This is a genomic window from Streptomyces venezuelae (genome assembly GCF_008642375.1).
Classification (GTDB): domain Bacteria; phylum Actinomycetota; class Actinomycetes; order Streptomycetales; family Streptomycetaceae; genus Streptomyces; species Streptomyces venezuelae_G.
This window is the reverse complement of sequence record NZ_CP029194.1, coordinates 7,111,438-7,131,982: the sequence shown is the minus strand read 5'-3', so window position 1 is coordinate 7,131,982 and position 20,545 is coordinate 7,111,438. Positions and strand designations below refer to the sequence as shown.

Annotated in this window: 21 protein-coding genes; 2 read left to right on the top strand and 19 right to left on the bottom strand. The window is 71.7% G+C overall.

Features of this window, described 5'->3' with window-relative positions; genetic code table 11:
* Positions 1 to 990 carry an aspartate carbamoyltransferase catalytic subunit gene (locus DEJ46_RS32640; protein ID WP_150272121.1) on the bottom strand — a complete coding sequence of 330 codons (990 nt, stop codon included), beginning with the start codon at positions 988 to 990 and terminating at the stop codon, positions 1 to 3.
* A gap of 84 nt (positions 991 to 1,074) precedes the next feature.
* Positions 1,075 to 1,638 (bottom strand): bifunctional pyr operon transcriptional regulator/uracil phosphoribosyltransferase PyrR, encoded by a 564-nt coding sequence (gene pyrR / locus DEJ46_RS32635; RefSeq protein WP_150272119.1) that lies wholly within the window; start codon positions 1,636 to 1,638, stop codon positions 1,075 to 1,077.
* A 245-nt stretch (positions 1,639 to 1,883) separates the two neighbouring features.
* Here pyrR and bldD point away from each other — a divergent pair, with 245 nt between their 5' ends.
* Positions 1,884 to 2,384 carry a transcriptional regulator BldD gene (gene bldD / locus DEJ46_RS32630; RefSeq protein WP_015032294.1) on the top strand — a complete coding sequence of 167 codons (501 nt, stop codon included), beginning with the start codon at positions 1,884 to 1,886 and terminating at the stop codon, positions 2,382 to 2,384.
* 231 nt (positions 2,385 to 2,615) lie between these two features.
* Here bldD and nusB read toward each other — a convergent pair whose 3' ends face one another.
* From nusB to DEJ46_RS32555, 15 genes are all read right to left on the bottom strand, one after another.
* On the bottom strand, positions 2,616 to 3,053 hold the full coding sequence (gene nusB, locus DEJ46_RS32625; RefSeq protein ID WP_055644573.1) for a transcription antitermination factor NusB: 438 nt from the start codon (positions 3,051 to 3,053) through the stop codon (positions 2,616 to 2,618).
* 2 nt (positions 3,054 to 3,055) lie between these two features.
* Positions 3,056 to 3,622 carry an elongation factor P gene (gene efp / locus DEJ46_RS32620; RefSeq protein WP_030316297.1) on the bottom strand — a complete coding sequence of 189 codons (567 nt, stop codon included), beginning with the start codon at positions 3,620 to 3,622 and terminating at the stop codon, positions 3,056 to 3,058.
* A 49-nt stretch (positions 3,623 to 3,671) separates the two neighbouring features.
* On the bottom strand, positions 3,672 to 4,784 hold the full coding sequence (locus DEJ46_RS32615) for an aminopeptidase P family protein (protein WP_150272117.1): 1,113 nt from the start codon (positions 4,782 to 4,784) through the stop codon (positions 3,672 to 3,674).
* A gap of 119 nt (positions 4,785 to 4,903) precedes the next feature.
* A complete protein-coding gene (locus tag DEJ46_RS32610; RefSeq protein WP_223835259.1) occupies positions 4,904 to 5,863 on the bottom strand; it encodes an AAA family ATPase in 960 nt (319 codons plus the stop codon).
* Positions 5,864 to 6,171: 308 nt separating this feature from the next.
* Complete coding sequence (gene aroQ / locus DEJ46_RS32605; protein WP_150272115.1) at positions 6,172 to 6,621, bottom strand: type II 3-dehydroquinate dehydratase; 450 nt, start codon at positions 6,619 to 6,621, stop codon at positions 6,172 to 6,174.
* Positions 6,618 to 7,715 (bottom strand): 3-dehydroquinate synthase, encoded by a 1,098-nt coding sequence (gene aroB / locus DEJ46_RS32600; protein WP_150272113.1) that lies wholly within the window; start codon positions 7,713 to 7,715, stop codon positions 6,618 to 6,620. Before aroB ends, aroQ begins: the two co-directional genes overlap by 4 nt.
* Positions 7,712 to 8,233 (bottom strand): shikimate kinase, encoded by a 522-nt coding sequence (locus tag DEJ46_RS32595; protein WP_150272111.1) that lies wholly within the window; start codon positions 8,231 to 8,233, stop codon positions 7,712 to 7,714. The genes aroB and DEJ46_RS32595 overlap by 4 nt, the downstream gene beginning before the upstream one ends.
* Positions 8,230 to 9,414, bottom strand: a complete 1,185-nt coding sequence (aroC, locus tag DEJ46_RS32590) for a chorismate synthase (RefSeq protein ID WP_150272110.1) — start codon at positions 9,412 to 9,414, stop codon at positions 8,230 to 8,232. Before aroC ends, DEJ46_RS32595 begins: the two co-directional genes overlap by 4 nt.
* A gap of 114 nt (positions 9,415 to 9,528) precedes the next feature.
* A complete protein-coding gene (locus DEJ46_RS32585; protein WP_150272108.1) occupies positions 9,529 to 9,810 on the bottom strand; it encodes a hypothetical protein in 282 nt (93 codons plus the stop codon).
* A gap of 50 nt (positions 9,811 to 9,860) precedes the next feature.
* Positions 9,861 to 10,688, bottom strand: a complete 828-nt coding sequence (locus tag DEJ46_RS32580; protein ID WP_150272106.1) for a shikimate dehydrogenase — start codon at positions 10,686 to 10,688, stop codon at positions 9,861 to 9,863.
* The gene (gene mltG, locus DEJ46_RS32575) at positions 10,685 to 12,514 is read right to left on the bottom strand and encodes an endolytic transglycosylase MltG (RefSeq protein ID WP_150272104.1); all 1,830 of its coding nucleotides are present in this window, start codon (positions 12,512 to 12,514) and stop codon (positions 10,685 to 10,687) included. The genes DEJ46_RS32580 and mltG overlap by 4 nt, the downstream gene beginning before the upstream one ends.
* Positions 12,515 to 12,615: 101 nt before the next feature.
* Positions 12,616 to 13,080, bottom strand: a complete 465-nt coding sequence (gene ruvX / locus DEJ46_RS32570; RefSeq protein WP_099054263.1) for a Holliday junction resolvase RuvX — start codon at positions 13,078 to 13,080, stop codon at positions 12,616 to 12,618.
* Between the two features lie 2 nt (positions 13,081 to 13,082).
* Positions 13,083 to 15,752: an alanine--tRNA ligase gene (gene alaS, locus DEJ46_RS32565; protein ID WP_150272102.1), complete on the bottom strand. Its 2,670-nt coding sequence runs from the start codon at positions 15,750 to 15,752 to the stop codon at positions 13,083 to 13,085.
* Positions 15,752 to 16,108 (bottom strand): DUF6167 family protein, encoded by a 357-nt coding sequence (locus DEJ46_RS32560; RefSeq protein ID WP_150272100.1) that lies wholly within the window; start codon positions 16,106 to 16,108, stop codon positions 15,752 to 15,754. Before DEJ46_RS32560 ends, alaS begins: the two co-directional genes overlap by 1 nt.
* 6 nt (positions 16,109 to 16,114) lie before the next feature.
* Positions 16,115 to 16,552: a DUF948 domain-containing protein gene (locus tag DEJ46_RS32555; protein ID WP_150272098.1), complete on the bottom strand. Its 438-nt coding sequence runs from the start codon at positions 16,550 to 16,552 to the stop codon at positions 16,115 to 16,117.
* Between the two features lie 166 nt (positions 16,553 to 16,718).
* On the opposite strand from DEJ46_RS32555, the gene DEJ46_RS32550 reads away from it, so the two are divergent.
* Positions 16,719 to 18,995 (top strand): ATP-binding protein, encoded by a 2,277-nt coding sequence (locus DEJ46_RS32550; RefSeq protein WP_150272097.1) that lies wholly within the window; start codon positions 16,719 to 16,721, stop codon positions 18,993 to 18,995.
* A 34-nt stretch (positions 18,996 to 19,029) separates the two neighbouring features.
* Here DEJ46_RS32550 and rpsD read toward each other — a convergent pair whose 3' ends face one another.
* On the bottom strand, positions 19,030 to 19,644 hold the full coding sequence (rpsD, locus tag DEJ46_RS32545; protein ID WP_015032311.1) for a 30S ribosomal protein S4: 615 nt from the start codon (positions 19,642 to 19,644) through the stop codon (positions 19,030 to 19,032).
* 331 nt (positions 19,645 to 19,975) lie between these two features.
* Complete coding sequence (locus DEJ46_RS32540; protein WP_223835257.1) at positions 19,976 to 20,536, bottom strand: hypothetical protein; 561 nt, start codon at positions 20,534 to 20,536, stop codon at positions 19,976 to 19,978.
* Between the last annotated feature and the right edge of the window lie 9 nt (positions 20,537 to 20,545).

Sequence of the window (20,545 nt, the reverse complement as noted above, 5' to 3'; positions counted from 1 at the left end):
TTACTTGCTCTCCTCGGTGCGGGTGGTGCTGGGGGCGGTGGCGGCGGAGTCGTTGCCGCCGAGCAGCAGGTAGAGGACGGCCATCCGGATCGAGACGCCGTTGGCGACCTGCTCGATGACCGTGCAGCGGTCGGAGTCGGCGACCTCGGCGGTGATCTCCATGCCGCGGACCATGGGGCCGGGGTGCATGACGATGGCGTGCTCGGGCATCTTCGCCATCCGGTCGCCGTCGAGCCCGTACCGGCGGGAGTACTCACGCTCGGTGGGGAAGAAGGCGGCGTTCATCCGCTCTCGCTGCACACGCAGCATCATCACCGCGTCGGACTTCGGCAGCACGCTGTCGAGGTCGTACGAGATCTCGCAGGGCCAGGTCTCGACGCCGACGGGGACCAGGGTCGGCGGGGCCACCAGGGTGACCTCGGCGCCGAGGGTGTGCAGCAGGTCGACGTTGGAGCGGGCGACCCGGCTGTGCAGGACGTCGCCGACGAGCGTGATGCGCCGGCCGTTCAGGTCCTTGCCGAGGCCCTCGTCACGGCCGACCAGCCGGCGGCGCATGGTGAAGGCGTCCAGGAGGGCCTGGGTGGGGTGCTGGTGGGTGCCGTCGCCGGCGTTGACGACGGGGGCGTCGATCCAGCCGGAGGTGGCGAGCCGGTAGGGGGCCCCGGAGGCGCCGTGCCGGATGACGACCGCGTCGACGCCCATGGCCTCCAGGGTCTGCGCGGTGTCCTTGAGGGACTCGCCCTTGGAGACGCTGGAGCCCTTGGCCGCGAAGTTGATGACATCGGCGGAGAGGCGCTTCTCGGCGGCCTCGAAGGAGATCCGGGTCCGGGTGGAGTCCTCGAAGAACAGGTTGCAGATGGTCCGGCCGCGCAGGGTCGGCAGCTTCTTGATGGGCCTGTCGGCCACCCGGGCCATCTCCTCGGCGGTGTCGAGGATCAGGACGGCGTCGTCGCGGGTGAGGTCGGCGGCCGAGATGAGGTGACGCATCATCGGGGTTTCTCTCCGTGGTGGGGAGGCATGCGGGCATGCGGGGGCGCAGGGGTGTACCCCTGCCCCGCGGGGGAGCCGGTCCGGCTAGGAGGCGGTCCGGGTGCCGAGCAGGACGGTGTCGCGACCGTCTTCCTCGGCGAGCTGGACCTTGACCGTCTCCCGCAGCGACGTGGGGAGGTTCTTGCCGACGTAGTCGGCGCGGATCGGGAGTTCGCGGTGGCCGCGGTCGACGAGGACGGCGAGCTGGACGGCGCGCGGACGGCCGATGTCGCCGAGGGCGTCGAGGGCGGCGCGGATGGTGCGGCCGGAGAAGAGCACGTCGTCGACGAGGACGACGAGGCGGCCGTCGATGCCGTCACCGGGGATCTCGGTGCGGCCGATGGCGCGGGCCGGCTTCAGGCGCAGGTCGTCCCGGTACATGGTGATGTCGAGGGAACCGACCGGGATCTTGGCGCCGGTGATCGATTCGAGCTTCTCGGCGAGCCGGCGGGCGAGGTAGACACCGCGGGTGGGGATGCCGAGGAGGACCACGTCGTCGGCGCCCTTGGCGCGTTCGACGATCTCGTGGGCGATACGGGTCAGGACCCGCGCGATGTCCGGGGCCTCGAGAACGGGCCGGGCGTCATCGCTGTACTGCTGAGCGTCCATGGGAAACGGACCTCCTTCTCCGCCTCACGGGACGGCTCTTAAAGGACGTCGGATTTGCGCGGTCAACACTACCAGGGGCATGTCGTCCCGCTTCCGACGCCCCCACCGCCACTCCGGGCGACGTCCCCCGGGAGGGGGCGGTACGGACCTTTCGGCTTGACGGGAAAGAGTAACGCTGCGTAACCTCACAGTGAGTTACCAGCCGCGCGGCGCAGCCGCATGTCGTCACAGCGTCCGGGAGCGTTATGTCCAGCGAATACGCAAAGCAGCTCGGGGCCAAACTCCGTGCCATCCGCACCCAGCAGGGTCTTTCCCTCCACGGGGTGGAGGAGAAGTCCCAGGGCCGCTGGAAGGCCGTGGTCGTCGGCTCGTACGAGCGTGGTGACCGCGCGGTGACCGTGCAGCGTCTCGCCGAGCTGGCCGACTTCTACGGGGTGCCGGTGCAGGAGCTCCTGCCGGGCACGACCCCGGGCGGGGCCGCCGAGCCGCCGCCGAAGCTGGTCCTCGACCTGGAGCGGCTCGCGCACGTCCCCCAGGAGAAGGCCGGCCCCCTCCAGCGCTACGCGGCGACGATCCAGTCGCAGCGCGGCGACTACAACGGCAAGGTGCTGTCGATCCGCCAGGACGACCTGCGCACGCTCGCCGTCATCTATGACCAGTCCCCCTCGGTCCTCACCGAGCAGCTGATCAGCTGGGGCGTCCTCGACGCGGACGCGCGCCGCGCGGTCGCCCACGAGGAGAACTGACCCGCTGTCCTTCCGAGGCAACAGCAGAAACGTACCGCCGGGCCCGTGGACGTCATCCGACGTCCACGGGCCCGTTGGCTTTTCCCCGCCCTGTACGGGCCGCTCAGGCCCTCCGGGCCCGCCGGTGCCCCGAGGGGCCCGGACACGCCGAAGGGGCCCGCAGCGTGAGCTGCGGGCCCCTTCGGCGACGGGTGACGTCCTGACGCCCGGACTGTCCGATGTCCTGGGGACTCAGACGTCCGCGTCCCGGCGCAGCCGCGGCTTCAGGTCCTTGAAGCGCGCCAGCAGGCCGTTGACGAAGTTCGGGGACTCGTCGGTCGAGAACTCCTTGGCGAGCTGCACCGCCTCGTCGATCGCGACCGCGTCCGGCGTGCCGTCCTCCCAGATCAGCTCGTACGCCCCGAGGCGCACGATGTTCCGGTCGGCGACCGGCATCCGGTCGAGGTCCCAGTCCACCGCGTAGGTCGCGATGAGCTCGTCGATCCGAGCCACGTGGGACGCGTAGCCCTCGACCAGCTGCATGGTGAAGTCGTTCACCGGCGGCTGGCGGTCGTCCGACCGCGCGTGCCGGACCTGGTCCGCGAGAACCTCCTGGACGGAGGCACCACGCTGGTCCGCCTCGAAGAGGATCTGGAAGGCGCGCTTGCGGGCCTTGCTCCGAGCGGCCACGGTTACTTGTTCACCCGGCCGAGGTAGTCGCTGGTGCGGGTGTCGACCTTGATCTTCTCACCGGTGGTGATGAAGAGCGGGACCTGGATCTCGTGACCGGTCTCCAGCGTGGCCGGCTTGGTGCCGCCGGTGGAGCGGTCGCCCTGGACGCCCGGGTCGGTGTGCTTGATCGTCAGCTCGACGGCGGCCGGGAGCTCGACGTAGAGCACCTCGCCCTCGTGCTGGGCGACGGAGGCGGTGAAGCCCTCGATGAGGAAGTTGGCGGCGTCGCCGACGGACTTGCGGTCGACCATCAGCTGGTCGTAGGTCTGCTCGTCCATGAAGACGAAGTAGTCGCCGTCCATGTAGGAGAACTGCATGTCGCGGCGGTCGATGGTGGCCGTCTCGACCTTGACGCCGGCGTTGAACGTCTTGTCGACGACCTTGCCGGACAGCACGTTCTTGAGCTTGGTGCGCACGAAGGCCGGGCCCTTGCCGGGCTTGACGTGCTGGAACTCGACGACGGACCAGAGCTGGCCCCCGTCGAGCTTGAGCACCATGCCGTTCTTGAGGTCGTTCGTGGAAGCCACGGTTGCGGAATCTCCTGGACTGACGTGGGACCGCGGAGACGTACGCGCTCTACAGCGCGAGCAGCTCCTTGGTCGTGATGGTGAGTAGCTCGGGTCCGCCGTCCGCCTCCTGGCGCACGACGAGCGTGTCATCGATCCGGACCCCGCCCCGTCCCGGGAGGTGAACCCCCGGTTCGACGGTGACCGGCACACAAGCGTCCAGTTTACCCATGGCCGAGGGTGAGAGCTGCGGGTCCTCGTCGATTTCGAGCCCCACCCCGTGCCCGGTGAGCGGCACGGCGGCCTCCGCGTGGCCCCCGGAGTCCAGGATCTGGCGGGCCGCCCGGTCCACGTCGCGGTACTCGGCGCCCGGTGCGAGGGACTCGCGTCCTGCCCGCTGAGCGGCGAAGACGAGCTCGTACAGCTCGATCTGCCAGTCGGCGGGCGCCGTGCCGATGACGAAGGTGCGACCGATCTCGCACCGGTAGCCGCGATAGTCGGCGCCGAGGCAGACGGAGAGGAAATCACCCTCCTCGACGCGGCGGTCGGTGGGCCGGTGCCTGCGGCGCCCGGAGTGCGGGCCGGTCGCCACGGAGGTCGGGAAGGCGGCCCCGTCGGCACCGTGGTCGACGAGCCGCCGCTCCAGCTCCAGCGCGAGGTGGCGCTCGGTCCGCCCCACCAGGATCGACTCCAGCAGCTCACCGAGGGCCTGGTCGGCGATCTCGGCGGCGATCCGCAGGCAGGCGATCTCGTCCTCGTCCTTGACGATCCTGAGCTGTTCCACGGCGCAGGCGAGGTCCGCGAGGTGGAGGCCGGGCGCGACGGAGCCCATGGCTCGGTGCCGGGCCACGGTCAGGTCGTGCTCCTCGACGGCGAGCGCGTCGGCGCCCGCCCGGCGCGCGAGGTCGACGGCCGCGACCGCCGGATCTCCCCCGCCGGCGGGCAGGACCTGCTGCCGGAGCAGTTCGTCGAGCCGTCCGTCGGCCGGCTCCCCGCCGGGCGCGACAGTGCAGAGCAGGACGTCCGCGTCCGGCTCGGGGCCGATGAGCAGGACCGCTCCCGCGGGCGAACCGCCCGCGAGATAGCGGACGTTGGCGGGGCGGGAGACCAGGGCCGCCGGGCTGCCCGCGGCCGCGCACCGATCGCGCAGCCGTACACGGCGGTCCGCATACACCTCTGACATGCTCCGAGCCTACGAGGAGCTCGGCGAGGTGGCCTGTTCTGAGCGGCCGACCGTGCGGGGCGCCCGGCGCGGCCGGTTCCGCGCCGGGTCGGTGCCGGGCAGGCGGGCCCCCGGCCCGGTCACCAGGCCGGTGGGCTCGCTATCGCGCGGGCGAGGACGTCGTCGAGGACGCGCGCGGTGGTCTCGACGTCGTACGTGGAGTTGTCGATGATCGGCAGGCCGGAGCCGTACCAGCCGGCCATCCGGCCGTGGATGGCGGCGACCTCCTCGTCCGAGAGGCGCCGGTTGCCGCTGCGCTCGGCATTGCGCTCCAGGACGATCTCCAGGCCCGGCAGGAGCACGACGGGCAGCAGGCCGGGTCCGACGTGCCGCTTCCAGCCGCCGAGTCCGACGACCGGCCGGTCGGGGAAGACCGCGTCGTCGACGATGCAGGAGATGCCGTTGGCGAGGAAGTTGCGGGCGGCGAAGCCGCAGGTGCGGCGGGCGAGCCGGTACTGCGCCTCGGAGTGCTCGTTCCAGCCGGACTGCGGGTCGGCGAAGCCGGAGCAGACCCACTCGCGTACGTCGTCGAGGCTGATGTGCGCGGTGGGCACGCGGCGGCGCTGGGCCCAGTGGCGGGCGACGGTCGTCTTGCCGGCACCCGCGGGGCCGATGAGCAGCACGGCGAGGGTCGCCGCGCCCGTCCCTCCGCCGTGCTCCACGGGCGGCGCGACGGGCGCGCCCACGGGCGGCAGCGGGACGTGGCCGGTGAGGTCGGCGCGGAGCGGCGCCCGGGCCGAGTGGTTCGGGACCGTCGGGTGCTGCGGGGCGGCCGGATGCTGCGGTACGGCTCCGGGGGTGCCCCAGCCCGGTCCGCCGGGGCCCTGGGCGGGCGGAGCGGCGTGCGGGGGCGGCGTGGGGTGCTGCGGCCGGGGAGCGCCCGCCTGGAGGGCGGGGTGCACGCCGAGCCGGGACCCGGCGTTCGGCGCGGGGTACGGGCCGCTCGGCGGGGGCGCGGACGGGAGGGGCGGGTGCCCGCCCTGCGGACCACCGCCCACCGGCGGTCCGGGGACGGGGCCCGGGGCCTGACCGGGAGCCATGGGAGCTCCGGGGGCTGCGGGCGCCTGTCCGGGAGTCATGGGAGCTCCGGGGGCCTGTCCGGAGGCCGGCCCCGCGACGGACCCCGGCGCGGCGCCTGCCACGGGTCCGGTGCCGGGCGCCTGGCCCGGCGACTGCTCGGGCGGTGGCAGCGGGCCCCCCACTGCATGCTGCATCCGGTGCCACTCCGTCTCGTACGACTGACTGATGAATCAGGGACGCCGGAACGTTACCGCCCCATCCCCCCACAGGGGGAACGGCGGGGGCGGGCCCGTAGTGCCCGGCCCGCCCCCGCCCGCTCGCCACCAGGTCAGCTGTCGGTCAGTTCCTCGGCGAGCGCCCGCAGCGCCAGCCGGTAGGAGCCGATCCCGAAGCCGGCCACCGTCCCGGTCGCCACCGCGGCGACGACCGAGGTGTGCCGGAACTCCTCACGGGTGTACGGGTTCGAGATGTGCACCTCGATCAGCGGGGCCGTCCGCTGCGCGGCCGCGTCCCGCATCCCGTACGAGTAGTGGGTGAACGCCCCCGGATTGAGCACGACCGGGACCGAACCGTCCGCCGCCTCGTGGAGCCAGCGGATCATCTCGCCCTCGTCGTTGGTCTCCCGGACCTCGACGTCGAAGCCGAGCTCCGCGCCGAGGGCCCGGCAGGACTCCACGAGCCCCTTGTATGAGGTGGCGCCGTAGATGTCGGGCTCGCGGGAACCGAGCCGCCCGAGGTTCGGGCCGTTCAGCACCAGTACGGGTCGGGGGTCGGTCACACCGCCACCTCGCCGTACGCCGCGAACAGCACGGCCGGGTCGGGGCCTTCGAGGACGGCCGGCTTGCCGAGCCCGTCGAGGACGATGAAGCGCAGCAGGTCGCCGCGGGACTTCTTGTCCACCTTCATCGTCTCCAGGAGCTTGGGCCACTGGTCGCCGCGGTAGGTGAGCGGCAGGCCGACGGACTCCAGGACCGCGCGGTGCCGGTCGGCGGTGGCGTCGTCGAGCCGGCCGGCGAGCCGGCCGAGCTCGGCGGCGAACACCATGCCGACGGAGACGGCGGCGCCGTGCCGCCACTTGTACCGCTCGTTCTTCTCGATGGCGTGGGCCAGCGTGTGGCCGTAGTTGAGGATCTCGCGGCGGCCGGACTCCTTGAGGTCGCCGGAGACGACGTCCGCCTTGACCTGGATGGACCGGACGATCAGCTCGGCGGTGTGCGGGCCCGCGGGCGTGCGGGCGGCCTGCGGGTCCTCCTCGACGAGGTCGAGGATCACGGGGTCGGCGATGAAGCCGGCCTTGATGATCTCGGCGAGCCCGCTGACGTAGTCGTGCACCGGCAGCGAGTCGAGCGCGGCGAGGTCGCAGATGACGCCCGCCGGCGGGTGGAAGGCGCCGACGAGGTTCTTGCCCTCGGCGGTGTTGATGCCCGTCTTGCCGCCGACGGCCGCGTCGACCATGGCGAGGACCGTGGTCGGTACGGCGATCCAGCGCACACCGCGCAGCCAGGTCGCGGCCACGAAGCCCGCGAGGTCGGTGGTCGCGCCGCCGCCGACGCCGACGATGACGTCGGTCCGGGTGAAGCCGGTCTGGCCCAGCGCCTTCCAGCAGTAGGCGGCGACCTCGGCGGTCTTCGCCTCCTCCGCGTTCGGCACCTGGATGGCGACGGCCTCGAAGCCCTGGTCGGCGAGGTCGGCACGGAGCGCCTCGCCGGTGTCGGCGAGCGCCTCCGGGTGGATCACGGCGACCCGCTTGGCCCGCGAGCCGATCAGTGCCGGGAGCTCGCCGAGCAGCTGCCGGCCGACCAGCACCTCGTACGGCTCCGTGCCCGCGCTGCCCGCGACCTGGATACGGGTCGTTTCCTGGTCCGTCGTCATGCGTCCTTCTTCAGATCCAGTGCCGAGAGGACCGCGTCCGCGACCTCTTCGGGGGTGCGGTCGTCGGTGGTGACGACCACTCGTGCGACTTCGGTGTAGAGGTGGCGGCGCGCGTCCATCAGCTCGCGCCACTGGCGGCGCGGGTTCACGGCGAGCAGCGGCCTGGCGGTGTTGAGGCCGACGCGGCGGACCGCCTCCTCGACGTCCATCGAGAGGTACGCGACGGGCAGCCCGGCCAGCAGGCCACGGGTGCCCTCGTCGAGGACCGCGCCGCCGCCCAGGGCGAGGACGCCCTCGTGCTCGGCGACGGCCGTGGCGACCGCGGCCCGCTCCAGGGCGCGGAAGTGCTCCTCGCCGTCCTCGACGAAGATGTCGGAGATCTCCCGGCCCTCGGCGGCGACGATGTCGGCGTCGGTGTCCCGGTAGGGCGCGCCGAGCCGTTCGGCCAGGAGCGCGCCCACCGTGGACTTGCCGGACCCCATGGGTCCGACGAGGACGACCAGCGGTCCGGCGGTCACCGGATGCGCAGGTTGTCGAGGTACGACTGCACGTTGCGGCGGGTCTCCGGGACGCTGTCGCCGCCGAACTTCTCGACGACGGCGTCCGCGAGGACGAGCGCGACCATGGCCTCGGCGACGATGCCGGCGGCGGGGACGGCGCACACGTCGGAGCGCTGGTGGTGGGCGGCCGTGGCCTCGCCGGTGACGACGTCGATCGTGGCGAGGGCGCGCGGGACGGTCGCGATCGGCTTCATCGCGGCACGGACGCGCAGCAGCTCGCCGGTGGTCAGACCGCCCTCGGTGCCGCCGGCGCGGCCGGAGGTGCGCTTGATGCCGTCCTCGGTACGGACGATCTCGTCGTGAGCCTTCGAGCCGGGCACGCGGGCGAGCTCGAAGCCGTCGCCGACCTCGACACCCTTGATGGCCTGGATGCCCATGAGGGCGGCGGCGAGCCGGGCGTCGAGGCGCCGGTCCCAGTGGACGTGCGAGCCGAGGCCGACGGGCACGCCGTACGCGAGGACCTCCACCACTCCGCCGAGGGTGTCGCCGTCCTTGTGGGCCTGGTCGATCTCGGCGACCATCGCCTTCGACGCGTCGGCGTCGAGGCAGCGGACCGGGTCGGCGTCGAGCTTCTCGACGTCGCCGGGCGTCGGGTAGACGCCGTACGGCGCCTTGGCGGCGGCCAGTTCGACGACGTGCGAGACGATCTCGATGCCCGCGGCCTCCTTGATGAAGGAGCGGGCGACGGCGCCGAGGGCGACGCGGGCCGCGGTCTCCCGGGCGCTGGCGCGCTCCAGGATCGGGCGGGCCTCGTCGAAGCCGTACTTCTGCATGCCGGCGAGGTCGGCGTGGCCGGGCCGGGGCCGGGTCAGGGGCGCGTTGCGGCCCGTCTCCTTGAGCAGGGCCGGGTCGACCGGGTCGGCCGACATGACCGTCTCCCACTTGGGCCACTCGGTGTTGCCGACCATGACGGCGATCGGGGAGCCGAGGGAGAGCCCGTGACGGACACCGCCGAGGAAGGTGACCTCGTCCTGCTCGAACTTCATCCGGGCGCCGCGCCCATAGCCGAGTCGACGCCGCGCGAGGTGGTCCGCCACCAGCTCGGTGGTGACGGGGACGCCGGCGGGAAGACCCTCCAGCGTCGCGACCAGCGCGGGTCCGTGGGATTCCCCAGCGGTCAGCCAACGCAACCTGCTCAACGATGCTCCTCATGCTCGCGCCTGGGTACTGCGACGGCGCGGCCGGGTGCGCGGCCCGGGCCCGCCGTGTCCGATCCTCCCACGTCCGGGCCGGTCGCCCGGCCTCCGGTCCAGCTATCGGACGCGGGTCTCACCATCCTGGACGGTCTCCTGGGCGTCCGACGTGCTCTCCGCGGCATCCGGGGCGGTCTCCTGGGCATCCGGGTCGGCCTCCGGGGCGGAGCCGGAACGGTTCCGCAGCCAGGAGACGAAGCCGTACACCAGGGTCGCGCAGAACAGCGCGAGCACCGTGTACCGCGCCCACGGGGGCAGGCTGCTGAAGAACCCCACCCAGAGAAAACGCACCACGTCGAAGCCGACGTCCCACTTGGACGCCAGCACCAGTTCCTCGTCCATGTCCCCCGTACCCCCTCGTGCGCCGATCGGTCCGGCGCACGCACGCGAGCCTACCTGGCGGCCAGGGCCCGCTCTCCCGCCGCCCGCATCGCCGCGAGCGGGGCGGGCGTGCGGCCCGTCATCTGCTCGACCTGGAGGACGGCCTGATGGACGAGGAGGTCGAGGCCGCCGACGACCTTGCCGCCGCGGTCCGACCAGGCCGCGGCGAGGGCGGTCGGCCAGGGGTCGTACAGGACGTCGAAGAGCGTGCCGACGGCGTCGGGGACGGCGGCGGCGAGGGCGTTCGTGGTGCCGGCCGGGGTGGTCGCGATGACCAGCGGGGCGGCGAAGGCCTCGGCCGCGCTCTCCCAGTCGGCGGTACGGACGTCCACCCCGAGCCGTTCGCCCCAGCCGCGCATCTCCTCCGCGCGCGCCTCGCTGCGGACGTAGGCCGTGACGGGGCCCGCACAGACGCGGGCGAGTGCCGCGAGCGCCGAGGAGGCGGTGGCTCCGGCGCCGAGGATCGCGGCGGACTCCACCTTCTCGACGCCCCGCTCGCGCAGGGCGGCGATCATGCCGGGGATGTCGGTGTTGTCGCCGACGCGGCGGCCGTCCTCCCGGAAGACGACCGTGTTGACGGCCTCCACGGAGGCGGCCGTGTCGCTGACCTCGTCGAGCAGCGGGATGATCGCCCGCTTGAGCGGCATGGTCAACGACAGTCCGGCCCAGCTGTCGTCCAGCTCGCCGACGAAGCCGGGCAGTGCGGCCTCGTCGACCTCGAACCGGTCGTACGACCAGTCGTCGAGGCCCAGCTCGGCATAGGCCGCCCGGTGCAGGACCGGGGAGAGCGAGTGGGCGATCGGCGAACCGAGGACGGCCGCGCGGTGCTGCTTGCTCACTGGCCCTGTTCCCGTTCCTTCTCGTACTCCGCGACGTTCTTGTTGTGCTCCTTGAGGGTCACGGAGAAGACCGTCTTGTTCTCGTTGATCGACACGAAGTAGTACCACGGGCCGTCGGCCGGGTTCATCGCCGAGTTCAGCGCCTCGATGCCGGGGTTGCTGATGGGACCGGGAATGAGGCCCTTCACGTCGAACGCGTACGTGTTGTACGGATCCTTGATCTTGCGCATCTCCTCGACCGTGCCGACGTCGAGGGTGCTCGTGCCCCTGAAGTAGTTCACCGTCGAGTCGAACTCCAGACGGCCCACGGTCTCGACGTTGTTCGGCTTGAGCCGGTTGTAGACGACCCGCGCGACCTTGTCGAAGTCGTGCTTGTACTTGCCCTCGACCTGCACGAGGCTCGCGACCGTCAGCAGCTCCCAGGGCCCTTCCAGGCCGTGTGCCTTGGCCTTCGCGTCCATGTCGAGCTTGAGGTACTCCGCGTTCGCGCGCGAGACCATCTTGCGGAGGACGTCCTCGGGCTTCGTGCCCTTCGCGACCGGGTAGCTCGCCGGGAAGAGGAATCCTTCCAGCGGGTCCTTGACGTCGGGATGGTTCTTGGCCCAGTCGGGCAGACCCAGGGAGTCCGCCTTCGCCTGGGCGATGCCCTTGGTGGTGCCGGCCTTGAGGTCGAGGCGCTTGTCGAGCTGGTCGTAGACCCAGGTGTTGCGCTTGCCCTCGGGGATGACCAGGTTGGCCTGGCTCACCGGGTTGAGCATGAGGGAGACCGCGCTCTCGGCCGACATCTCCTTCTTCAGCGTGTAGACGCCAGCCTGGATGGAGAGCCCCTTGGGGTTCTTTCCCTGCGCCGAGACGAAGGCGTCGACGCTCTTGACGACGCCCGCCTTCTTCAGGATGTTGCCGATCTGGTAGCCACCAGAGTCCTTCGGGATCTCGACCTGGACCTCACCGCTTCCGGCGCCCGTGAAGTCGGGTGCCGCGGCGAACTGGCCCTGCCAGAACTGGTAGCCGAAGTAGCCGATGCCGCCGACGCCGCCGACCAGCACGGCCGCGACGACGAGGCAGGCCACGCCGTTCTTGCCCTTGCGTTTCTTCGCCTTGCTCCGGCGCTCGCGGTCGCCGCCGCGGGAGCCGCGTCCGGGAGCGGGCTCGTCCTCGTACTCGTCGTAGTCGTCGTGCTCGTCACGCCTGCCGCGGTCGTCGCGGTCGTCGTCCGAGTCTTCGGCGCCCGTGAAGAAGGGGTGCTGCTCCTCCTCCGGCTCCGGGCGCGCCTCTTCCTCCGGCGCCCAGTCGATCACCGGCTCCGGCGGGTTCTGCCGGTGGCCGGGGGGCTGGGGCGGCGGGTACGCCTGGGGGGTGCCGTAGAGGTCGGGGTTCTGGCCGCCGTACGGATCGGCCGGGGGCCCGCCGTACGCCATCGCGGCCTGGCCCGACTCCCAGCCGCCGTCGTACTGCTGTCCGAGGTTCCCGGGCGTGTCGTAACCGCCCGGGTACCCCGTCCCGTACTGCTGCTGGTGTTGCTGGTGGTGGTGCTGTTGTTGTTGCTGCTGCTGGTACTGCTGCGCCTGCAGCTGCTGCTGATACTGCGGATCCACATAGCCCTGGTGCTGCTGCGGGTCCTGGTACTGCTGCTGCTCTTGGTACTGAGGCTGCTGGTACTGCTGCTGGTACGCAGGGTCCTCGTACCCCTGGCCGCCGCCCTGGCCGTACTGGCTCGCCTGCTGCGGGTGCGGGTACTGCTGCTGACCTTCCCACCCCTGGTCCCCGTACAACGGGTCCGTGGGGTGCCACGGTTCGGAGCCGGGGCTCCGGCCATACTCAGTCATCGATCCCCAAACAGCCGCGAGGCTTCCGGACGATCCGCCTCTACGTAGTGCGGCAGTTGTTCGAACACCGCCGCATCGCGCGGAACGTTACCGTATCGCGATCAGATGACCACTTCGACGCCCTCGCCGGGCGGATTACCTGATACCCGTTCGGACTCAAGAGCTGCTTGCAGGATGATCACGGCAGCGGCCTGGTCGATGACGGACCGCCCCTTCTTCGCCTTGACTCCCGAGGCCCGCAGCCCCTGGGTCGCGGTGACCGTCGTCATCCGCTCGTCGACCAGCCGGACCGGCACGGGCGCGATGCCCTTGGCCATCTCGCGGGCGAAGGCCCTGACCTTGGTCGCGGCCGGACCCTCCCGCCCGCTGAGCGAGCGGGGCAGGCCCACGACGACCTCGATGGGCTCGTACTCCTCGACGATCTGGCGGAGCCGCCGGTGGGCGGCCGGGACGTCACGTCCCGGCACGGTCTCCACCGGCGTGGCGAGGACCCCGTCGGGGTCGCACGAGGCGACCCCGATCCGGGCGTCCCCGACATCGACCGCGATACGGCGGCCGCGACGCATCGTCACGCCGTCTCCACCACGAGACGCTCGACGGCGGCGATGGCCTCGCCGACGGCCTCCGGGTTCGTACCGCCGCCCTGGGCGACGTCCGGCTTGCCGCCGCCACCGCCACCGAGGGTCTTGGCGGCCGTGCGGACCAGCTCGCCGGCCTTGAGACCGCGCTCGCGGGCGGCCTCGTTGGTGGCGATGACCGTGAGCGGCTTGCCGTTGGCCGTGGTGAACAGGGCGACGACGGCCGGACGGTCGGACGGGAAGCGGCCGCGGATGTCGAGGACCAGCTTGCGCAGGTCGTCGGCGCCGGTGCCGTCCTGGACCTGGCCCGTGACGAGGGCGAGGCCGCGGATGTCCTGGGCGGAATCGACGAGACCGGCGGCGGCCTGGAGGACCCTCTCCGCGCGGAACTTCTCGATCTCCTTCTCGGCGTCCTTCAACTTGCCGAGCATGGCCGAGATCTTCTCCGGCAGCTCCTCCGGGCGGCCCTTGACCAGCTCCTGGAGCTGGGCGACGACCGTGTGCTCGCGGGCCAGGAAGTTGTACGCGTCGACACCCACGAGGGCCTCGATACGGCGCACGCCGGAGCCGATGGACGACTCGCCGAGCAGCTTCACCAGGCCCAGCTGGGAGGTGTTGCCGACGTGCGTGCCGCCGCACAGCTCCTTGGAGAAGTCGCCGATGGTGACGACGCGGACCTGCTCGCCGTACTTCTCGCCGAACTCGGCGATGGCGCCCTGGCGCTTGGCCTCGTTGATCGGCATGACCTCGGCGTGGACCTCGAGCTCGCGCGAGAGGACCTCGTTGATCTTCTGCTCGACGTCCGTGAGGACCGTGCCGGGGACGGCGTTCGGCGAACCGAAGTCGAAGCGGAAGCGGCCGGGCTGGTTCTCGGAACCGGCCTGGGCGGCCGTCGGGCCGAGGGCGTCACGCAGCGCCTGGTGGGTCAGGTGGGTGGCCGAGTGGGCGCGGGCGATGGCCCGGCGGCGGCGCACGTCGATGGTGGCGTAGGCGGTGGCGCCCACGGTCACCTCGCCGACCTGCACGGAACCCTTGTGCACGGAGACACCGGGAACGGGCTGCTGGACGTCGCGGATCTCGATGACCGCGCCGCTGTGCAGCTTGATCCGTCCCTGGTCGGCGATCTGGCCGCCGCCCTCGGCGTAGAACGGGGTGCGGTCGAGGACGACCTCGACGTCGTCGCCCTCGGAGGCGGCCGGCGAGGGGACACCGTTGACGAGGAGACCGACGACCGTGGTCTCGCCCTCCAGGTTGGTGTAGCCGGTGAACTCGGTGGCGCCGTTGCCGTCGGCGATCTCCCGGTACGCGGTCATGTCGGCGTGACCGGTCTTCTTGGCCTTGGCGTCGGCCTTGGCGCGGTCCCGCTGCTCCTTCATCAGGCGGCGGAAGCCGTCCTCGTCCACGGAGAGGCCCTGCTCGGAGGCCATCTCCAGGGTGAGGTCGATCGGGAAGCCCCAGGTGTCGTGGAGCAGGAACGCCTTGTCGCCGGAGAGGACCGTGCCGCCGGCGGCCTTGGTCTCGGTCACGGCGGTGTCGAGGATGTTCGTGCCGCCCTTGAGGGCCTTCAGGAAGGCGGCCTCTTCGGCGAGGGCGACGGTCTCGATGCGCTTGCGGTCGGTGACCAGCTCCGGGTACTGCTCGCCCATCGTGTTGATCACGGTGTCGACGAGGTCCTGGACGACCGGGCCGGTGGCGCCGAGCAGGCGCATGTTGCGGACGGCGCGGCGCATGATGCGGCGCAGCACGTAGCCGCGGCCCTCGTTGCCGGGGGTGACGCCGTCGCCGATGAGCATGACGGACGTACGCATGTGGTCGGCGACCACGCGCAGCGAGACGTCGCTGTCGTGGGACTTGCCGTAGGCGACGCCGGTGAGCTCGGTGGCCTTGTCGATGACGACCTGGAGGGTGTCCGTCTCGTACATGTTCTGGACGCCCTGGAGGATCATCGCCAGGCGCTCGAGACCGAGGCCCGTGTCGATGTTCTTCGACGGCAGCTCGCCGAGGATCGGGAAGTCGTCCTTGCCCGAGCCCTCACCGCGCTCGTACTGCATGAAGACCAGGTTCCAGATCTCCACGTACCGCTCGTCGTTGACGGCCGGGCCGCCCTCGACGCCGAACTCGGGGCCGCGGTCGTAGTTGATCTCGGAGCACGGGCCGCAGGGTCCGGGGACGCCCATCGACCAGTAGTTGTCCTTCTTGCCGAGGCGCTGGATGCGCTCGGCGGGGACGCCGACGACGTCGCGCCAGATCTGCTCGGCCTCGTCGTCCTCCTGGTAGACGGTGATCCAGAGCTTCTCCGGCTCCAGCCCGTAGCCGCCGTGCTCCACCGAGGTGGTCAGCAGCTCCCAGGCGAGCTTGATGGCGCCTTCCTTGAAGTAGTCGCCGAAGGAGAAGTTGCCGCACATCTGGAAGAACGTGCCGTGGCGGGTGGTCTTGCCGACTTCCTCGATGTCGGGCGTCCGCACGCACTTCTGCACGCTGGAGGCGCGCGAGAAGGGCGGCTTGACCTCACCCAGGAAGTAGGGCTTGAAGGGCACCATGCCGGCCGGGACGAGCAGCAGAGTCGGGTCGTCCGCGATGAGCGACGCCGAAGGGACGACGGTGTGCCCGCGCTCCTCGAAGAAGCTCAGCCAGCGGCGGCGGATTTCAGCCGACTCCATCAGTGGTCCTCATTCCGGTTGTACGAGATCGTGGGGATTGAATACGTCGTGGTCGGGGGCGCGGTGTGGTCGAGCGCCGCCCTGCGGCGGGGTGCCGGAAGCTCGCGATCCCGGTCGTTGTCGACCGGGGGGCCGTCCAGGCCGAGTGCCTCGCCCAGTTCGGTCTCCCGCTGGAGCATGCCCGCCCTCACGTCGAGGGCGAAGTCCTTGAGCCGGTGACCTGCCTCGACGGCCTTGTCCGCCGCCTGGGCGGCGAGGCTCTCGGGGGTCAGCTGCTTCAGCTTGCGGTTGACCTTGGTGGTGGCCCATACGCCGGCGGCTGCGCCGGCCGTGAACCAGAACGTGCGGCGGAACATGGCGTCTCAGCCCTTCTGCTTCCGGCGCCGTGCGGACGGCACCGTACGGCCGACGATCACAGTACGTCGCGAGGTGGCCGCCGGCACGCCCTCGGCCTCCCGGCCGCGGCCGAGCGCCTTGCGCACGCCGTAGCCGAACGCGGCCACCTTGACGAGCGGGCCGCCGAAGGTGGAGGCGACGGTGGAGGAGAGCGCGGACGCGTTGGAGGTGACCTCCTGGACGTCCGAGGCGATGGCGTCGACCCGGTCGAGCTGGGTCTGTGCGGAGCGCACGGTCGCGGAGGCGTCCGCGAGCAGGGGAACGGCCTGCTCGGTCACGTCCGCCACCAGCTTGGTGGTCGCCCTGAGCGTCTGCGCCAGCCTCACCAGCACCACGGCGAGGAAGGAGACCAGGATCGCCCAGAAGACGGCCACCAGGATCCCGGCAACCTCTCCACCGGTCACTCTGCACCGCTCTCTGCTGTCGTCGGCCCTTCGGGCCCTTGTCAAAAGTAGTCACCCGACCCTATCGCGCCCGCGCCGTCCGGCCGTACCGCATTACGGCCGCCGGGAAGGGAGTTACGGAATCCGATTGTACGGAGCGCGTGCGAATGAGTACGCTCCGTGTCCCATGCGACGGAGCAATCTCCCGGCGGAGCCGAACCGGTTCGTCGGACGGGCCGCCGAGCAGGCCGAACTGGCGCGACTCCTCGAGGATTCGCGCCTCGTCACGGTCGTCGGGGTGGGTGGGGTCGGCAAGACGAGGCTCGCACTGCGTGCCGCCTCGGGGGCGCAGAAACGCTACGGCGACGAGGTGCGGCTCGCCGAGCTCGCACCGCTCCGCGATCCGGATCTGGTGGAGCACGCCCTGGTCGAGGCGCTCGGGCTGACCGATCACACGCTGCGTGGCCCGCGCGAGGTCCTGGTCGAGCATCTCGCGGAGCGGCGGCTCCTGTTGGTGCTCGACGGTTTCGAGCACCTGGTGGAGAGCTGCGCGCCGCTGGTGCGGGAACTGCTCGCGCACGCTCCCGGGCTGACGGTGCTCGCGGTGGGCCGCCGTCCGCTGCGGGTGGCGGGCGAGGCCGTGTTCCGGCTGGCGCCGATGGGCGAGGCGGACGCGGTGGCGCTGCTCGCGGAGCGGGCGGCGGAGGCGGGCGCGCCGGTGGTGCCCGTTCACGATCTCGCCGTACGCGACTCCGTACTTGACCTCCCCTTACGCGACTCCGTCCGTCGCTCCGTGCACGAAGCCGGCGTACCCGGCTCCGCGCACGACTCCCCCGCGTCCGCGGCCGTGCGCGAACTCTGCCGTCGACTCGACGGCATCCCGCTCGCCCTCGAACTGGCGGCCGGCCGGCTGCCCCTCCTCTCCGTCGAGCAGATGCTGTGCCGCCTGGACGACCGCTTCCGGCTGCTCACGGTCGGCGCGCGCGGGGCGCTCCCCCGCCACCAGACCCTGCGGACGGCGATCGGCTGGAGCCACGAGCTGTGCACCCCGGAGGAGCGCCTGCTGTGGGCGCGGCTGTCCGTCTTCGCCGGTCCCTTCGACCTGGAGGCGGTCGAGTACGTGTGCGGCGGTCCGGAACTGCCGCCGGACCGGATCCTCGACCTGCTCGGCGGGCTGCTCGCGCAGTCGCTGGTGGCGCGGGAGGACACGCCCGCCGGCCCCGGCTACCGGATCCTCGACACGGTCGCGGCCTACGGGGCGGAGTGGCTGGACGCGCTCGGCGACACGGAGCGGCTGCGGCGACGGCACCGCGACTGGTACATGGGGCTCGCGACCTGGTGCGAGCTGGAGTGGTTCAGCCCGCGTCAGGCGGAGGTCGCGGCCCGGACGGACGCGGCCCTGCCGAACCTGCGGGCGGCCCTCGACCTGTGTCTCGAACTCCCGGACGACGCACATCTCGCCCAGCACCTGGCGGGCACGCTCTGGTTCGCCTGGGTCGGCTGCGGGCGTCTCTCGGAGGGCCGGCATTGGCTGGAGCGGGCCCTGGCGCTGGAGTCCGGGCACGAGGAGGCCCGGCTGAAGGCGCTGTGGGTGCTCGGGTACGTGACGATCCTCCAGGGGGACGGCACGGCCGCGGTGGCGGCGCTCCACGAGTGCCGGGAGCGGGCCAGGGCCTCCGGGAACGCGCTGGCGGAGGCGTACGCGACGCACCGGATGGGCTGTCTGGCGCTGCTCTCGGACGACATGCCGCGGGCGGAGGAGCTGATCGGGCGGGCCCTGGAGTCGTACCGGGAACTCGGCGAGCTGAACAGCAACGTGCTGATGGGGCAGGTCGAGCTGGCGATGGCGCGGGCCTTCGGCGGCGATCTGGAGGGTGCGGTCGCGATCTGCCGGGAGGTGCGGGAGGTCTGCGAGGAGCGCGGGGAGCGCTGGACCAGGGCGTACGCGCTCTACGTGCTCGCGTTCTCGGCGTGGACCCGGGGTGCGTTCGGGGAGGCGCGGCAGCTGCTCGACGAGTGCGTGACGATCAACCACACCTTCCGCGACCAGGTCGGTCTTGTCCTGGCGATCGAGCTTCTCGCGCTGGTGACGGTGAGCGAGGGCGACGCGGTGGAGGCGGCGGTGCTGCAGGGCGCGACGGTGCCGGTCTGGGACACGGTGGGGATCCGGCTCTTCGGCTCCGCCTCGTTCAACGGGCCGAGGGCGCTGTGCGAGCAGCACGCGGGGGCGGCGCTGGGGGCGGAGGCGTACGCCGTGGCGTTCCGCGAGGGGCTGGGGCTCTCCTTGGACGCGGCGGTGGAGCGGGCGCTCGCGCACCATCGGGGTCCGGCTGTCGGCGGCCCGGCGGGGACGGCCGGGCGGTCGGCTCCGCGTCCGTTCCGTACGGCCAGGTCGGCGGCGGTCCCGGGAACGCGGAAGCCCGCCGGCTCCCCCACCGGAAAGGGCAGGGAAGCGGCGGGCTGAACACCGCGTGGGTGGTACTGCGCCGTTGCTGGGATCAGCGGGCGTAGTACTCGACGACCAGCTGCTCGTCGCAGATGACCGGGATTTCCTTGCGGTTCGGGTCGCGGTCGAGGCGGAAGGCCAGGGCCTTCAGGTTGACCTGCAGGTAGCGCGGGGTCTCGCCGTCGGCGGCGAAGCCACCCTCACGGGCCATCTCGAACAGCGGCTTGGTGCGGCTGCGCTCGCGGACCATCACGACGTCGTCGGGACGGACGCGGAACGACGGCTTGTCGACCTTGCCACCGTTGACCTGGATGTGGCCGTGGACGACCATCTGGCGGGCCTGGTAGATGGTGCGGGCAATGCCCGAACGCAGGACCAGGGCGTCGAGGCGACGCTCGAGCTCGACGACCAGCGCCTCGCCCGTCTTGCCCTCGGCCTTCTTGGCACGGTCGTAGGCGCGCGCCATCTGGCGCTCGCTGATGTCGTACTGGGCGCGCAGACGCTGCTTCTCGAGCAGACGGACCTTGTAGTCCGAGTTCTGCTTGCGGCCACGGCCGTGCTCGCCCGGCGGGTAGGGGCGGGCCTCGAAGTACTTGACGGCCTTCGGGGTCAGCGCGATGCCGAGGGCACGCGACTTCTTGACCTTGGGACGGGACTGGTTCGGCATGAACCAACCTCTCTCATTGATACGAAAACGGCTTCACCAGGGTTAGGGGAGGTCGCATCCGCAGCCGGGAAACCCGTCCGGTCCGTACAAGACGAACCTGTCGGGCAGCCGCTCCCAGGTCTGGGCACATACGTGCAGCACGCGAACGACCCATCGCCGCTCCCGGGAATCCGGGTGGTGATGGGTGGCACGCGACACCTTCGAAGGTGCGCGACGCTCCTGGAAACCCCGCCCGAGGGCCGGGTCTCCGGCTGACTGTCCCGTTCTGGTGGCGCCGACCGGGGTCGGACACGGGACGCAGCAATCCGGACCAGTGTACCGGGTCCGCGAGTCACCCTCGCACCGGGCCCGAGAGCCTCAGCCGCAGGTGGCGAGGAGCTCCCGGACGGCCTCCTTCTCGGGCGGGGAGACCGTCAGGCCGTACTTCGCCTTGATCCCGGTCCAGCGCCGGCCGTACTCGCACCAGTACGCCGTACGCGGGGGGCCTCCACTTGTCCGGGGTCTTGCTGCTCTTCTCCTGGTTGGTCTGCTTGTCGGTGGCGAGCAGGACGCCCGAGAGGACGACGTACCGGTTCCGGTCGCCGAGCCGCACCTCGGTGAGGTCCCGGCGCAGCACGTCGTCCCGGGTGTCGCAGCCGTTGCGCCCGCCGGGGGCGTCGGTCTCGTCGGACCAGCCGTCGCCGAACGCGGAGCGCTCGTACGTCTGCCGGTTCTTCCCCCAGGCCACCTCCAGCGCGGCGAGCCGCGTCCTGGCCTCCGCCGCCGTCGGCGGGAAGCCGGCGCCGACGAGGGGGACGGCGGAGGGGTCGGCCGGCACGTCCACCGGCGCCCGGGCGGGCGCGCATCCGGCCACGACGGCGGCCAGGACCAGCACATCGGCGGTACGGATCATGGGGCGAGC

Coding starts and splice junctions, on each gene's coding strand:
- DEJ46_RS32640 (WP_150272121.1), bottom strand. CDS start 990: ATGATGCGTCACCTCATCTCGGCCGCCGACCTCACCCGCGACGACGCC.
- pyrR (WP_150272119.1), bottom strand. CDS start 1,638: ATGGACGCTCAGCAGTACAGCGATGACGCCCGGCCCGTTCTCGAGGCC.
- bldD (WP_015032294.1), top strand. CDS start 1,884: ATGTCCAGCGAATACGCAAAGCAGCTCGGGGCCAAACTCCGTGCCATC.
- DEJ46_RS32615 (WP_150272117.1), bottom strand. CDS start 4,784: ATGTCAGAGGTGTATGCGGACCGCCGTGTACGGCTGCGCGATCGGTGC.
- DEJ46_RS32610 (WP_223835259.1), bottom strand. CDS start 5,863: ATGGCTCCCGGTCAGGCCCCGGGCCCCGTCCCCGGACCGCCGGTGGGC.
- aroB (WP_150272113.1), bottom strand. CDS start 7,715: ATGACGACGGACCAGGAAACGACCCGTATCCAGGTCGCGGGCAGCGCG.
- DEJ46_RS32585 (WP_150272108.1), bottom strand. CDS start 9,810: ATGGACGAGGAACTGGTGCTGGCGTCCAAGTGGGACGTCGGCTTCGAC.
- mltG (WP_150272104.1), bottom strand. CDS start 12,514: ATGACTGAGTATGGCCGGAGCCCCGGCTCCGAACCGTGGCACCCCACG.
- ruvX (WP_099054263.1), bottom strand. CDS start 13,080: ATGCGTCGCGGCCGCCGTATCGCGGTCGATGTCGGGGACGCCCGGATC.
- alaS (WP_150272102.1), bottom strand. CDS start 15,752: ATGGAGTCGGCTGAAATCCGCCGCCGCTGGCTGAGCTTCTTCGAGGAG.
- DEJ46_RS32560 (WP_150272100.1), bottom strand. CDS start 16,108: ATGTTCCGCCGCACGTTCTGGTTCACGGCCGGCGCAGCCGCCGGCGTA.
- DEJ46_RS32550 (WP_150272097.1), top strand. CDS start 16,719: ATGCGACGGAGCAATCTCCCGGCGGAGCCGAACCGGTTCGTCGGACGG.
- rpsD (WP_015032311.1), bottom strand. CDS start 19,644: ATGCCGAACCAGTCCCGTCCCAAGGTCAAGAAGTCGCGTGCCCTCGGC.
- DEJ46_RS32540 (WP_223835257.1), bottom strand. CDS start 20,536: ATGATCCGTACCGCCGATGTGCTGGTCCTGGCCGCCGTCGTGGCCGGA.